The sequence below is a fragment of the Flavobacterium sp. CLA17 genome (assembly GCF_013112255.2).
Taxonomy (GTDB): Bacteria; Bacteroidota; Bacteroidia; order Flavobacteriales; family Flavobacteriaceae; genus Flavobacterium; species Flavobacterium circumlabens.
Genome location: NZ_CP068294.1, coordinates 2,131,906 through 2,146,566, shown reverse-complemented (window position 1 = coordinate 2,146,566; position 14,661 = coordinate 2,131,906). Strand labels below are relative to the sequence as shown.

At 36.6% G+C, this 14,661-nt stretch carries 10 protein-coding genes and 1 pseudogene; 2 read left to right on the top strand and 9 right to left on the bottom strand.

Annotated features, from left to right (window positions below; genetic code table 11):
• Positions 1-34: 34 nt before the first annotated feature.
• Positions 35-1,474 (bottom strand): glycoside hydrolase family 28 protein, encoded by a 1,440-nt coding sequence (locus HAV12_RS09255; protein WP_171569389.1) that lies wholly within the window; start codon positions 1,472-1,474, stop codon positions 35-37.
• Positions 1,475-1,759: 285 nt separating this feature from the next.
• Here HAV12_RS09255 and HAV12_RS09250 point away from each other — a divergent pair, with 285 nt between their 5' ends.
• Positions 1,760-2,788 carry a LacI family DNA-binding transcriptional regulator gene (locus tag HAV12_RS09250; protein ID WP_171569388.1) on the top strand — a complete coding sequence of 343 codons (1,029 nt, stop codon included), beginning with the start codon at positions 1,760-1,762 and terminating at the stop codon, positions 2,786-2,788.
• Between the two features lie 710 nt (positions 2,789-3,498).
• On the opposite strand, the gene HAV12_RS09245 is transcribed toward HAV12_RS09250, so the two are convergent.
• From HAV12_RS09245 to HAV12_RS09210, 8 genes and pseudogenes are all read right to left on the bottom strand, one after another.
• Positions 3,499-5,121: a UxaA family hydrolase gene (locus tag HAV12_RS09245; RefSeq protein WP_171569387.1), complete on the bottom strand. Its 1,623-nt coding sequence runs from the start codon at positions 5,119-5,121 to the stop codon at positions 3,499-3,501.
• A gap of 25 nt (positions 5,122-5,146) precedes the next feature.
• Complete coding sequence (locus HAV12_RS09240) at positions 5,147-6,586, bottom strand: tagaturonate reductase (RefSeq protein ID WP_171569386.1); 1,440 nt, start codon at positions 6,584-6,586, stop codon at positions 5,147-5,149.
• Between the two features lie 214 nt (positions 6,587-6,800).
• Positions 6,801-7,473, bottom strand: a pseudogene (locus HAV12_RS09235) (bifunctional 4-hydroxy-2-oxoglutarate aldolase/2-dehydro-3-deoxy-phosphogluconate aldolase).
• A gap of 10 nt (positions 7,474-7,483) precedes the next feature.
• Entirely contained in the window at positions 7,484-8,506 is a 1,023-nt protein-coding gene (locus HAV12_RS09230) for a sugar kinase (RefSeq protein WP_171569385.1), read from the bottom strand.
• Between the two features lie 147 nt (positions 8,507-8,653).
• Complete coding sequence (uxaC, locus tag HAV12_RS09225) at positions 8,654-10,060, bottom strand: glucuronate isomerase (RefSeq protein WP_171569384.1); 1,407 nt, start codon at positions 10,058-10,060, stop codon at positions 8,654-8,656.
• A gap of 24 nt (positions 10,061-10,084) precedes the next feature.
• Positions 10,085-10,879, bottom strand: a complete 795-nt coding sequence (locus tag HAV12_RS09220; protein WP_132037003.1) for a gluconate 5-dehydrogenase — start codon at positions 10,877-10,879, stop codon at positions 10,085-10,087.
• Between the two features lies 1 nt (position 10,880).
• Positions 10,881-11,720, bottom strand: coding sequence for a 5-dehydro-4-deoxy-D-glucuronate isomerase (gene kduI, locus HAV12_RS09215; protein ID WP_171569383.1), 840 nt, complete (start codon positions 11,718-11,720; stop codon positions 10,881-10,883).
• A 99-nt stretch (positions 11,721-11,819) separates the two neighbouring features.
• Complete coding sequence (locus HAV12_RS09210; RefSeq protein WP_240345255.1) at positions 11,820-13,160, bottom strand: MFS transporter; 1,341 nt, start codon at positions 13,158-13,160, stop codon at positions 11,820-11,822.
• Positions 13,161-13,590: 430 nt separating this feature from the next.
• Between HAV12_RS09210 and HAV12_RS09205 the strand changes: the two genes are divergently transcribed.
• On the top strand, positions 13,591-14,529 hold the full coding sequence (locus tag HAV12_RS09205) for an alpha/beta hydrolase (protein WP_240345254.1): 939 nt from the start codon (positions 13,591-13,593) through the stop codon (positions 14,527-14,529).
• Positions 14,530-14,661: the final 132 nt, after the last annotated feature.

Sequence of the window (14,661 nt, the reverse complement as noted above, 5' to 3'; positions counted from 1 at the left end):
CTTATTTAATAGTTTGGTTAATTGATAGTTTTTTTTAGTTTTTAATTGATTCTACTTTTTTTCCATTGATGTAAGTATTTATAAAATTTAAATTTTTAACATTTTTAAGTGAATAGACTGAATCTACTTTTTCAATTACGACATCTTTAAACGTAATATTTTCTATCGGGGATTCTTTGTAACCATCTGCCAGAATCCCATATTTTCCACCGTTTTTGACTTTGATATTTTCAAGGCTTATATTTCTGATGGAAGGGATAAAGTTTCCTTTTTGGGCTCCGTATACGTCATAGGTCATCGTTGCTCTCAAAACACATTCCCTCACCGTTCCTACCTCAATATTTCTTACATATATATCTTCTGTTGTCCCGCCGCGTTTCGAATTGGTTTTAATCCTGATGGCCCTGTCCAGATTTGGACTGTCCATAATGCAATTTTCGACGAAAACATTATTGACTCCAGCTGATATTTCACTGCCCATAACCACTCCGCCGTGACCATCTATCATTTTACAATTTTGAACAATGATATTTTTACTTGGAATGGCAACTCTTCTTCCGTCTGCATCTCTTCCTGACTTGATTGCGATACAATCGTCTCCTGTATTAAAGGTGCAGTTTCTGATAATTATATTCTGGGAATATTCGGGATCACAACCGTCATTATTTGGTCCGTGACTGTTTACGGTTACGCCGTCAATGATCATGTCTTTTGATTTTATAGGATGCATAACCCAAAAAGGCGCATTGATAATGGTAACATCTTTAATTAAAACCGTATTACATTCGAAGAATTCGATGAAAGTAGGTCGTAAATAACGCCCTTCTCCGAAAACCCTTTCTGAAACCGGAACCCCTTTTTCAGCCATATCGATTAATACATCGCGATTTGTCGGATCATTTTGCGACGGAATTCCTTTTTGCCATCCGTAGTTTTTACCTCCCGCCCAAATCCACCAGTTGGTACTGTTGGCCTGACCGTTAAGAGTGCCTTTACCGGTTATTGCAACATTTGTTTTGTTTTTTGCATAGATAAGAGGAGAATAATTCATCAGCTCCGTTCCTTCCCAGGAAGTATGCACCAAAGGATATTCTTTTGCGTCTATACTAAAAAGAATCTCTGCCTGATCTTCTAAATGTAAGTTCACATTACTCTCTAAATGAATCGGCCCTGTCAGGTATTTTCCGTTTGGAACAAGTACTTTACCACCACCGTTTTTGGCACATTCTTTAATTGCTTTTTCAAAAGCAAGCGTATTAGAAGTTTTTCCGTCTGCTACCGCACCAAAATCCTTTACATTATAAGTCTTATTAGAAAAATGGGTTTCAGGGATGTTTTTTATGATTAAATCCATTTTTTTCCAGGGGTTAGCTTCAGAAATACCGGAAACTTGTTTACCACACGACAAAAAAAGCAGGAATACAAAACCAAAAAGAGTTGTATTTTTTAATGTTAGAGACTTACTTGTAATCATTTATATACTATTTTAAGAGTGGAGGCCAGCAAATGCAACCTTTTATGTAATCGATTACACGAAAGTAAAAAAATAGTTTGATTGCACCAAATTTATTTAGAAAAAATTTATATATTTAATTTTTATTATCTAGTATATTTACACTTAATGTAAAAAAACAGATAATTTATTATGATTGTAATATTGAAAACGTTTGAGATATCAATTATGGTAATCGATAACAATTTTTATTTGTTATAAAAAAAAATGTACTTTTGTCCAGTAATTAACCTGAAAACCTTTTGAATGAGCGAAAAAATAACCATTTATGATATTGCCAAAAAACTGAATATCACTGCTGCTACAGTTTCCCGGGCGTTAAATAACAATCCGAAAATAAAAGAGAGCACCCGTGAATTGGTAATCAAAACGGCAGCTTCAATGAATTACAAGCAAAATAAACTTGCTTTGGCGTTAAAAAGTGGTCGCAGTAACAATATAGGTGTTATCGTTCCGCGTATTGACAGCAACTTTTTTGCATCTGTCATCAGAGGAATTGAAGAAGAATTACACCCACACGGCTACCAGGTTATTATTTGCCAGACCCATGAAGATCCAAAAAGAGAAAATGAAAACCTATATACTTTAATTGATGCGCAGGTCGATGGCATATTAATGTCTGTTACGGATGTGGCCAACGAAAATACAGGGGCTTTTCATTATGTATTAGAAAAAAATGTACCTCTGGTGTTTTTTGACAGAAGTAAACATATTGATGGTGTCAGTTCAGTTACAATCAATGACTTTAAGGGAGGTTATATTACCACGAAACACCTGATTGATGAAGGCTGCAGTAAAATTGCTCATTTTTCCGGGGATCAGTCTCTTGAAATTTTCAAAAACAGGTTTTTAGGTTACAAACAAGCTCTGCTGGATAACGGAATGACGTTTAATGAAGAATATGTGATTCGCACCAAAAGTAGTGTAGAGTCGGGAAAAGAGGCCGTGAATATTTTACTACAGCTTAAAACTCCGCCTGATGCTATTTTTTCATCGAGTGATTTTGCTGCTTTAGGAGCCATTCAGGAACTGAAAGATAAAAACATCAGTATTCCTAAAGAGTTTTGTGTGGCAGGTTTCAGTAACGAGCCTTTCACAAAATTCATGGAATTGTCGATTACTTCTGTAGATCAGTCTCCTCTTGAAATGGGGAAAATGGCAGCACGTGTTTTCCTGGAACAAGTTGATAAAACTGACACGATCAAAATCGAAAAAAAGGTAGTTCTGGCACCGGAATTACACATTCGTAAGTCGTCTTCGAGAACTACTATTTAAATTATTTCTTTACCAATAAGTGATGTAAGTTCATTTTAGCTTTGCATGTTATCACTGCAGGTTGTATTTCCTTAGACATTATACGAGACGCACAATAGTGCGTCTTTTTTTTGCCACAGATTAAAAGATTAAATAGATTTTTTTGCCACGAATTACACAAATTTACACCAATTATTAGAGTTAGATTCTTGTAAAATTGTATAATTCGTGGCAACCTTTTTTTTTAAATCATTTACATCACTACAATCTGTGGCTTATATTTTCTTCTAATCACTTATATGGTAAAACAACAAAACACGCACTGCTTTGCTTTTTTTTTGCCACAGATTAAAAGATTAAACAGATTTTTTGCCACGAATTATTAGAGCAAGATTCGTGTAAATTCGTGTAATTCGTGGCAACCTTTTTTTTAAAATCATTTACATCACTACAATCTGTGGCTTATATTTTCTTCTAATCACTTATATGGTAAAACAACAAAACACGCACTGCTTTGCTTTTTTTTTTGCCACTCCCGATAGCTATCGGGATAAAAGATTGAATAGATTTTTTTTCACGAATTTCGTCGAATCTCTTACCATATAAGTGATGTAAGTAAATATAAGCCGAATGGATTATGCGCAACGCTAAAATGAACTTACATCACTTACATGGTAAACAAAAAAAAGACGCACTACTGTGCGTCTCTACATTTCTATTATGCTAAAATCTTAAAGTGAAACTCCTCTTTTCCAGGGAATAAAGTCATTTTGGTTTAAGATTGCTGCTTTGGTTTTAATGGTACCACTTGCAACATCAATAATGAATTCCAACATTTCATCGGCCATTTCGTCTATGGATTTTTCACCTGTAATAATTCCTCCGGTGTCAATATCAATAATATCGGACATTTTTCTGGCTAACTCACTATTAGACGAAATTTTTACAACCGGTGCAATCGGGTTTCCTGTCGGAGTTCCTAAACCTGTGGTAAACAAAACCATATTGGCTCCGGAACCCACCATTGCAGTGGTACATTCAACATCGTTCCCGGGCGTACAAAGTAACGTTAGTCCTGGTTTTGTAATGTATTCTCCATAGTCAAAAACACCTGTAATTGGTGAAGTTCCACCTTTTTTAGCAGCTCCGGCAGATTTCATCGCATCGGTAATTAAACCGTCTTTAATGTTTCCCGGAGATGGATTCATATCAAATCCTGAACCTGCATCCACAACTGTTTTTTCATACCATTGCATTAAATCCAGAAAACGTTTTCCGCTTTCATCTTGTACACAACGGTTAACCAGTTCCTGCTCTACTCCGCATAACTCAGGAAACTCAGAAAGAATAGTTGTTCCTCCTAACGCGGCCAGTAAATCTGAAGTTACGCCTAAGGTAGGATTAGCCGAAATTCCCGAGAAACCGTCAGAACCACCGCACTCCAGACCAATGGTTAATTTAGACAAAGGCGCGGGAGTTCTTTGGATGTCGTTTGCTTTTTTAATGGCTTCGAACGTATCTTTTACAACACTGCTCAACATCGTTTCAATAGTTCCTATTTGCTGCTGATCGTAAATTAAAACAGGTTTTTTACTGTTTGGATTTATCGCATCCAAAGCATCTTTAAAAATCTGAATCTGAAGATTTTGACAACCCAAACTTAAAACCGTAGCTCCCGCAACATTTGGATTGTTGACATATCCCGCCAGTAATTTGGCCAGACTATGCGAATCCTGACGGATTCCGCCACAACCGCCCTGGTGCGTAATAAATTTTACCTCAATATTATTGAATAAATTAGCATCGTTTGAAGCCGCTTCATTACCTGTACCACCCGTTTCAGTTTTCACTAAAGAACGAAGCAATAACTGATAATCATTTTCCTTAGGCTTCATTAATTCCTTTTCGAAAATATCTTTTAAGATTTCGATGTTTCTGTTTTCACAAAAAACCAGGGGAAAAAACAACCATACATTTTCAGTCCCGACTTGTCCGTCTTCTCTGTGATAGCCCAGAAAAGTCCGGTCTTTCCATTTATCGATATTGGGTTTTGTCCAGCCAATAGTTTCCGTTTTACCGGTCACTTTATCACTTTCGTGTTTGACATTAACCGTAGAAAGCAATCCGCCTTTTTCGATTCTGGCACTTGATTTTCCAACCAAAACGCCGTACATAATAATTCTGTCTCCGATTTCTAAAGGAAGTAAAGCAATTTTATGCTTCATTTTCACATCAGATTCAATGGTAATAACTTCACCTTCAAAGTTAATAACCTCTCCAGCCAACAGATCTACTAAAGCTACCGCTACATTATCAGTAGGATTAACTTTTATTAATTTTTTTTGCGTTTCCATAACTATTGTATGTGAGTTACTGAATTTATTTTTTAAAATTGGCAAAACCTTGTTCTACACCATTTTCATCAATTTCTTTTAATGCTTTTGCAATAGCTTCTGTTAAAGAAGGAACAGCAGTTAAATCGGCATCCCAGAAACTTTCCTTCTGCAAGGTAAGTGTCGCTATTTTATTGTAATCATTTGATTTCCAAACTTCATTAAAAAAAGTAATAATATCTTCGCTGTCGTTCAGGGGCAAAGTTTCGCCTTTCCATGTTCCCTGGTAAAAACGAATTAAACAGGCAAAGGCAAATGTCAGATGAACCGGCAATTTTTTATGAATGGCAACATATTCCGTCAAACTTGGCAAAACACGTACTTTGAATTTAGAAATTGAATTTAAAGCAATTGAAGACAATAAGTGCTTGATAAATGGATTTCTGAAACGGTCCAGAATTTCTTCAGCAAAGCTTGCCAATTCCTCTTTGTCCATATTCAGTGTATCATTGATTTCATCAAAAACAGCTTTGTTTACGAAATCTCCTGTAAATGAATTATCGACTGTTTCTTTAACGGTTTCATTTCCATAAAGCAATGAAAAAGGAACCATAGCGGTATGTGCCCCATTTAAAATTCGAACTTTTCGGGTACGATAAGGCTGCATATCCTCCACTATTTTTACATATAAATCTGTTTTTTCAAACGGAAGTTTTGCTTTTAAGACATCATCACCTTCAATCACCCACAAAAAGAAACTTTCTGCACTTACAATCAAATCATCTTTATATGACAATTGGCTGTTATATTCTTCAATCTGATCTTTTGGATATCCCGGAACAATTCTGTCTACTAAAGTATTGTGAAATGAACAACTGTTTAAAAGCCAGAAAATAAAGTCCTGACCCAGTTTCCATTCTGTTGCATATTTTAAAATAATTTCTTTTAAAGTATCTGAATTATAATTAATGAGCTCACAAGGAATAATGGTTAATCCTTTGGATTCATCTCCGTTAAAATGCTTAAATCGTTCTTGTAAAAGTACCGTTAATTTTGCCGGAAAAGAAACCGGAGGCTGCATTGTCGGAAGGTCTGATGATATATACTCAATACCTGCTTCTGTCGTATTTGATATAATGAAAGCCAATTCGTCTTCTTTGGCCAAAGCCAGATATTCCTGAAAAGACGCATAAGGATCAATTGCTTTTACAATATTGGTAATCAATTCTTTTTCCTGAATTTCCTGTCCTTTCTTCACCCCTTTCATAAACAAAGTGTACAAACCATCCTGAGCATTGATCATATTTACCAGGCCTTTATCGATCGGCTGTACGACAGCAATTCCTGCATTGAAACCGGCTTCCTTATTTAATTTCTGAATAGCATATTCTACAAAAGCCCTCAAGAAATTACCTTCTCCAAATTGTACAATTTTTATTGGAAGCTTATTTGAAAACTCCGAATTTGATCTGTTTATTTTTTCCATTATAAATTCTTTAAAGCATTATAAACAATCATAGTAAACACTTATTTAGCTTTATTTTTTTAAATTGTAAAAGAAGCATTACACCTGAATTAGTAAAATAAAATTTGCTGTGAGGAGTGACAAGATTTATTTTACAAGCGTAATGCTCTGTTACAATATCTAAAAACTTTTAAAAAAATTGCAAGCCAAATAAGGAACAGGTATGATTATTCCTTTATTTATTTTTAATATTTTTGATGATCTCCAGAACCTGACTCACTTTCGTTTTCAAGCCTTCAAAATCATTGTTATCGAGTATCTCTTTTGAAATTAATTGCGAACCTAAGCCCACACAAAATGCGCCTGCACTAATCCACGAAGTAAGACTTTCTACAGTGGGTAAAACACCTCCTGTTGGCATAATACTCGTCCACGGGCAAGGTCCTTTTACGGCTTTTATAAACTCCGGACCATAAATATCCCCGGGGAATAATTTTACGATTTCACAGCCTAGTTCTTCCGCTCTGGCAATTTCAGTCAGCGTTCCACAACCCGGTGACCACAATACTTTACGGCGGTTGCAGGCAATTGCAATATCTTCCCTAAACACGGGAGTTACAATAAAATTGGCTCCCCAACTGCATGTATAAAGACGCAGCAGCAGCATCTGTCACTGATCCTACACCTAACATCATTCCCGGTAATTCAGCCAAAGCGTATTTATTTAAAGCTCCGAATACTTCAAAAGCAAAATCACCTCGGCTCGTAAATTCCATTAATCTGGAACCTCCGTCATAACAGGCCTTCAGTACTTTTTTGCTCACTTCGATATCAGAATGAAAAAACAACGGAACCATTCCGTTTTCTTTCATTTGCGAAGCCACTTCAATTCTTGAATATTTTGCCATTTTATACTTATTATCTTGATACCAGTCCGGCAGAATCGCCATCCAGCATATTTTCAACTTCTTTTAGTGTCACCAAATTGTAATCTCCTGCAATGGTATGTTTTAAACAACAAGCTGCAACCGCAAAATCTAAAGCTCTCTGGTTATTATTCTCATATTCTGACAAACCATAAATCAATCCGCCCATAAAAGCATCACCACTGCCTACACGGTCTATGACCGGAGTAACTTCTTTTACAGCAGCCTGATAAATTGCTTTTCCGTCAAACAAAACGCCACCGATTCGTTGGTGCGAGGCACTTACGGAATAACGAAGCGTTGTGGCCGCAATTTTTAAATTCGGAATCAGTTCGAATAATTTAGTGTACAAAACCGGAAGTGATTTTTCGTCCTGATAATTGGGATTTACTTTCGGAATTCCCAACATAAAATACGCCGTATCAATATCCCCAAGAATTACATTACTGTATTGCAGCATTTCGGGCATTACATCGCTTGGTGTTTTACCATATTGCCATAATTTTGATCGGTAATTTAAATCGCATGAAATGGTGATTCCCTTTTTGTGGGCCACTTTTATAGCTTCCAGGCAAGCTTCGGCAGCACTCTCTGAAATCGCCGGAGTAATTCCGCTCCAGTGAAACCAGCTGGCCCCTTCTAAAACTCTTTCCCAGTCAATACTTCCTTTCTGAATAGTTGCCATAGAACTGTGCGCACGGTCGTAAACCACATTACTGCCTCGTGTTCCTGCTCCGGTTTCCAGAAAATAGATTCCTAAACGTTCGCCTCCAAAAACAATGTTTTTAGACTCTACATTCATTTTTCGCATTTCTTTTAAGGCAGAAGCCCCAATTTCGTTTTCAGGCAATCTGGTCACAAACTCTGCATTTATACCATAATTTGCCAGTGAAACACAAACGTTAAATTCGCCGCCTCCATAAGAAGCCCCAAACTCTTTTGCCTGTGAAAAACGAAGGTGCCTCTCTGTTGAAAGACGCAGCATAATTTCGCCGAATGCAACTACTTTACTCATAATAGTTTTGTTTTTTTACCATTAATAGATTACATCTGAATCTTAACGGTTATTTTACTTTGCCAAAGATTAGAAGGATAAAAGATTAAAAAAAATCTGCTTAATCTGCCTAATCTGCGGGCTTAAATTCTTTATTCTTTATTCTAATTAAAATTTGAAATATTCTTTTGCATTGTTATACGAAATATCCTGAACCAGTTTTCCAATCCATTCCATATCGTTCGGAAGCTCGCCTCTTTGAATTTCGTCTCCCAGAAGATTACAAAGAATTCGTCTGAAATATTCGTGTCTTGGGAAAGATAGAAAGCTTCTCGAATCCGTCAGCATTCCAACAAAACAGCTGATTAATCCCATGTTGGAAAGCGCGTTTAATTGTTTTGTCATTCCGTCTTTCTGGTCTAAAAACCACCATCCGGAGCCGAACTGTACTTTTCCCCTAACGCTTCCATCATTGAAATTTCCAATCATGGTCGCCATTACTTCATTGTCAGCCGGATTTAAGTTATAAATGATTGTTTTAGTCAATTTATCTTTACTATCCAAAGCGTTTAAAAATGATGATAGTTTTTGTGCCTGCGGATAATCTCCAATAGAATCCCAACCGGTATCAGGTCCTAAAATCCGGTGCATACGCACATTGTTGTTTCTCAGCGCCCCCAAGTGAAATTGCTGTACCCAGCCTTTTTCATGATAGGTTTGGGATAAAAACAACAATATGGAACTTTGGAATTTTAAAGCTTCTTCGGGAGTTATAATTCTGTTTTCTCTTTTCTTTTTGAAAATCACATTGACTTCAGCTTCCGTAAACTCTTCAAAATAAATCTGATCTAAACCATGGTCGCTTAATTTACAGCCATTTTGAGCAAAGAATTCTATTCTTTTTTTCAAGGCGTCGCATAAATCAGAATAGGCATTTATCGCAATTCCCGATATCTCCCCTAAGGTGTCCAGATAGGCATTATATCCGTCATTTGAAATCAAAATAGCTTTGTCAGGCCTGAAAGCAGTACTCACTTTTGTTCCGAAAGGGTTTTTAGCAATTTTCTGGTGGTGCTCTAAATTGTCTATCGGATCTTCAGTTGTACAGACCAATTCCGCATTTACTTTTTTAAGAAGATTTTGCGTGCTGTAGGCTTCTGAGTTAATTTTCTCCGAAGTTTCGATATAGATTTTCTCTGCTGATTTTTCATTCAGCAAATCATAAATATCAAAATAACGTGCCAGTTCCAGATGTGTCCAGTGATACAAAGGGTTACGCATCGTGTACGGAACCGTTTTTCCCCAGTTTAAGAATTTGTCTTTATCGGAACCGTTTCCTGTAACAAACTGCTCGCTGATACCCAACGTACGCATGGCGCGCCATTTGTAGTGATCCCCGTTTATCCAGACCTGTGTAATATTGTCAAAGATTTTATCTTCGGCAATAAACTGAGGGTTTAAGTGATTGTGGTAATCTATAATAGGCTGATTTTTAGAATAATTGTGATACAACTCTTCAGCATATTTATTTTCCAGTAAAAAATTATCGTTTATGAAGGTCTGATTAGCGCTCATGTCTTTTAAAATATAAGTTGAGAATTATTCTTCGTTTGAAGGTTTTCCAATGGTTGCAAGGATTCCGCCATCAACATATAAAATATGACCGTTGACAAAATCACTGGCTTTTGAAGATAAAAATATCGCTGCTCCGGCCAGATCACCGGGATCTCCCCATTTTGCAGCCGGCGTTCTGCTGATTATAAAATCATTAAACGGATGTCCGTCTACCCGGATTGGTTTGGTTTGTTCCGTAGCAAAATACCCCGGACCGATTCCGTTGATCTGAACATTGTATTTTGCCCATTCCGTAGCCATATTTTTCGTCAGCATTTTCAAACCGCCTTTTGCAGCGGCATAAGCTCCTACTGTATTTCGGCCTAATTCGCTCATCATCGAGCAAATGTTGATTATTTTTCCCTGTCTTCTTTCAATCATTCCTTTGGCAACATGCTTTGAAACAATAAAAGGGCTTACCAGGTCAATATCGATTACTTCTTTAAAATCAGCCACTTCCATTTCAATTAGCGGAATTCTTTTAATGATTCCGGCATTGTTAATTAAAATAGCAATTGGTCCGACTTCACTTTGAATTTTCTCAACCGCAGCCATCACTTCCTGCTCGTCTGTTACATTAAATTTATAACCAACCGCATTGATTCCTTCGTTTTGAAGTTCTTTTACGGCATCATCAATTTTTTGCTGAGAAGAGTTGCCATTGACCACAATTATCGCTCCCGCCTGCCCCAGTCCTTTTGCCATTGCCATTCCCAGTCCGTGTGTGCTTCCTGTGATAAGGGCAATTTTTCCGTTTATATCAAATAATGAATTTGTCATCTTATCTTAAATCTGTGATTTTACAAACATCCATATCTCCGTAATCTAAATTTTCACCTGCCATTCCCCAGATAAAAGTATAATTACTGGTTCCTGAACCGGAATGAATAGACCAGGGCGGAGAAATTACAGCCTGATGATTGTTCATCCAAATATGTCTCGTTTCCTGAGGCTGTCCCATAAAATGACAAACTGCCTGATTTTCCGGAATATCCAGATAGAAATAAACTTCCATTCTGCGATCGTGAACATGTGCCGGCATCGTATTCCAGACACTTCCGGGTCTCAATTCTGTCATTCCCATCTGCAATTGGCAAGTGGTTACAACACTTCCTATAATCATTTGGTTCACGGTACGGTGATTTGCCGTTTCCATTGTACCCAATTCTAATTTATTGGCTTCTGCCAGACTCACTTTTACCGTTGGATAACTGGTATGAGCCGGTGCAGAGTTGATGTAATACTTAGCAGGATTATTGCTGTCGGTACTTTTAAAAACGACTTCTTTATTACCGCTTCCGACATATAAAGCATCTTTAAATCCTAGTTCATATGATTTTCCTTCCACGATAACGGAACCACTTCCTCCAACATTGATAATTCCAATTTCTCTTCGTTCCAAAAAATACGGAGCTTTAAGAGGATCAATAGTCTCTAATATTAATTCACTTTTAACCGGAACTGCTGAACCCGCAATATATCGGTCATAATGAGAGTAGACTAATACAATTTCGTCCTCCTTCATTAAATCATCAATTAAGAATTCATCTCTTAATTGTTGTGTATCATATTTTTTTACCGCTTCCGGACTTGATGCGTATCTTGAGCTATATTTTGTCATAATTGTTCATTTAATGTAATCGATTGCACAAAATTATATTTTTATATTTAAAAACCATAATTCCAACTCAAATTTATTTTAATTTTAGCATTTAATGAATTATAATTCAACCTTCTTCATTCTCGGAACCAGCAAATGCATAATGAGCCATGCCAGTAAATAAGATGCTCCGCAAATACAAAACATGATAAAATATCCCGTTTCTATCTGGCCGATTTTCGTATAATAAACGAACATATTTTTCTGAACCACCAACGTCAGCAGAATTCCGCCCAGTGCTCCAAACATACCACCGATTCCTGTTACGGAAGCAGTTGCTTTTTTCGGAAACATATCTGATACCATTGTAAAGATATTTGCCGACCATGCCTGATGTGCCGAAACTGCAAAACCTATTACCAAAACGGCCAGCCACATATTGATTGCGCCTAAATACTGGGAAAATAATACCGGTAAAACCGCAAAGGCATAAAGCAGCATACTGATTTTACGGGCTTTATAAGCCGGCCAGTTGTTATTGATTAATTTTAACGGAAGCCAGCCTCCGCCAATACTGCCAATACTGCCAATCATATAAACTAAAGCACAAGGCCAGATGATTTCGGTAGAAGAGAGTTTGTATTGTTTCATTAAAAAATCCGGCAACCAGAACAAATAAAACCACCAAACCGGATCTGTCAATAATTTCCCAATGGCAAAAGCCCAAGTCTGACGAAAAGACAATAACTTCTTCCAGGATACTTTTTCGGTATCTTGTGATTCAGTAGTTTCTACTTTATCCGAAGTGATATATTCAAGTTCCGCCTGAGACAAACGTTTTTGTTTTTGAGGGATTTCATAAAGAAGAAACCACAAAACCAACCAGACAAAACCAACAACTCCTGTTAGAATAAAAGCCCATTGCCAGCCATAATTTTCGGCGATAAAAGGCACGGTCAACGGAACAATTATAGCTCCTATGTTACTGCCTGAATTAAATATTCCTGTGGCTAATGCTCTTTCTTTTTGTGGAAACCATTCTGCCGTAGCTTTTATGGCTGCAGGAAAATTTCCTGCTTCTGTAATTCCTAAAAATACACGGGCTATTAAAAATCCTCCCGTACCAGTTGCCAGTGCATGGCCTATAGCAGCCAGACTCCACAGACCAGTAGCAATTGCATAGCCTAATTTGGTACCCAATTTATCTATAATGCCTCCGGCAACCAGCATACCCAATGCATATGCGATTTTAAAAGCCAATTCAATATTAGAATAATCAATAACTTCCTGTTCCGGAGTCCAATGAAAAGCCTCTGCCAAAAAAGGGCGTAAATAACTAATTACATTTCGATCTAAATAATTTACGGTCGTAGCAAAAAATACTAAACCACATATTGTCCAGCGATACTTCCCTATAGAGGTGCTTTTCTGGCTCATACTAACTGAATTGGTTTGGTTCATGGTAACAGTTTGTTTTTTAATTTATATTTCTGGTAAACAATTTCAATAAATTAGCTTCTTGCAGTATTCATAATCAACATTAGATGCAACAAAAAATCAAATAATGTAATCGATTGCACAAATATAGTTTTAAATCTTTATAATCCAAATAAATTGCATATAAAATTATTTTATTATAACAAATAAACACATCACACAAAAAACAGAATGCTAAATTACATATTAAACAATATATTTGTTAAATAACAATAGCTAAAAAAAATCCGTTTAACGTGTCAAAATTGTCCTGAAATTACTCCATTTGTAATATTTTCATGTGTTTTTTAGTGTAAAAACTACATTTGTTTGTAAATTGGGATAAAAGGGAAACAATAAAACCTTAAATTTGAATGTCATGTACGAAAGCAAACCTTACAAAACTCTCATAAAATTGAAAAAATTAAAAAATCTTATCTTAAAAAATGCATTCCTGAATCTGTTTTTATTGTTGGGAATGCTAAATCAATTACAGGCACAAAATCAGATTATACCGCTTTGGAATAAGATACCGGGAGAGATCAAAGCTCCGGATTACACCGAAAAAGAAACTGTAAAAGACGGTAAAATACAGAGTACAACTTTAGTTACAACACCAACGCTAACCGTGTTTTTACCCAAAGAAAGCAAGCCCAGTCAAACGGCTGTCGTTATTTTTCCGGGTGGCGGATATATGCATTTGGCCATTGATAAAGAAGGTACAAAAGTCGCTGAATGGTTTAATAGTCTGGGAATCGTGGCTTTTGTACTAAAATACCGATTACCGAGTGATTTAATAATGAAAGACAAAACGATCGGCCCATTGCAGGACGCGCAGGAATCGATACGTTATATCAGACAAAATGCCTCTAAATGGAATATTGACCCGAATAAAGTGGGTGTTCTGGGTTTCTCTGCAGGCGGGCATCTGGCTTCTACGCTAGCTACCCATTATGATGATAAAGTATATGAAACTACCTCTAAAGTAAGTGCACGCCCGGATTTTGCTCTTTTGATTTATCCCGTAATTTCTATGCAAAATGAAATTACCCATAAAGGTTCACAAATTAACTTACTGGGTCAAAATCCTTCTTCGGAATTAATTGATTCTTTTTCCAATGAAAAAAAGGTAACCGCTCAGACTCCTCCAACATTTCTGATACATGCTACAGATGATGGCGCCGTTTTACCTGAAAACAGCATTAATTACTATCTGGCACTTAAAAAAAATAAAGTTACAGCCGAGTTACATTTATATGAAAATGGCGGCCACGGCTTCGGATTGGGCATTGGAGACACCAATAAATACTGGACCAAACAATGTGAAGACTGGCTAAAAAGCAATAAGTTCTAAAACTAATCATTCTAAAATAAAGCCATAACAAATGAGGCTGCCTGTAAATGTGGCTATAAAGAGGTCTCCCATTTTTCGGCAGCTTTTAAAAATTGTTATAGTTGTTCACCTCAAAAATTTAAAATCAACTGG

Excerpts from the sequence above, each read along its gene's own strand:
- HAV12_RS09245 (WP_171569387.1), bottom strand. The coding sequence starts at position 5,121 with ATGGAAACGCAAAAAAAATTAATAAAAGTTAATCCTACTGATAATGTA.
- HAV12_RS09250 (WP_171569388.1), top strand. The coding sequence starts at position 1,760 with ATGAGCGAAAAAATAACCATTTATGATATTGCCAAAAAACTGAATATC.
- HAV12_RS09255 (WP_171569389.1), bottom strand. The coding sequence starts at position 1,474 with ATGATTACAAGTAAGTCTCTAACATTAAAAAATACAACTCTTTTTGGT.
- kduI (WP_171569383.1), bottom strand. The coding sequence starts at position 11,720 with ATGACAAAATATAGCTCAAGATACGCATCAAGTCCGGAAGCGGTAAAA.
- HAV12_RS09230 (WP_171569385.1), bottom strand. The coding sequence starts at position 8,506 with ATGAGTAAAGTAGTTGCATTCGGCGAAATTATGCTGCGTCTTTCAACA.
- HAV12_RS09210 (WP_240345255.1), bottom strand. The coding sequence starts at position 13,160 with ATGAACCAAACCAATTCAGTTAGTATGAGCCAGAAAAGCACCTCTATA.
- HAV12_RS09240 (WP_171569386.1), bottom strand. The coding sequence starts at position 6,586 with ATGGAAAAAATAAACAGATCAAATTCGGAGTTTTCAAATAAGCTTCCA.
- HAV12_RS09220 (WP_132037003.1), bottom strand. The coding sequence starts at position 10,879 with ATGACAAATTCATTATTTGATATAAACGGAAAAATTGCCCTTATCACA.
- uxaC (WP_171569384.1), bottom strand. The coding sequence starts at position 10,060 with ATGAGCGCTAATCAGACCTTCATAAACGATAATTTTTTACTGGAAAAT.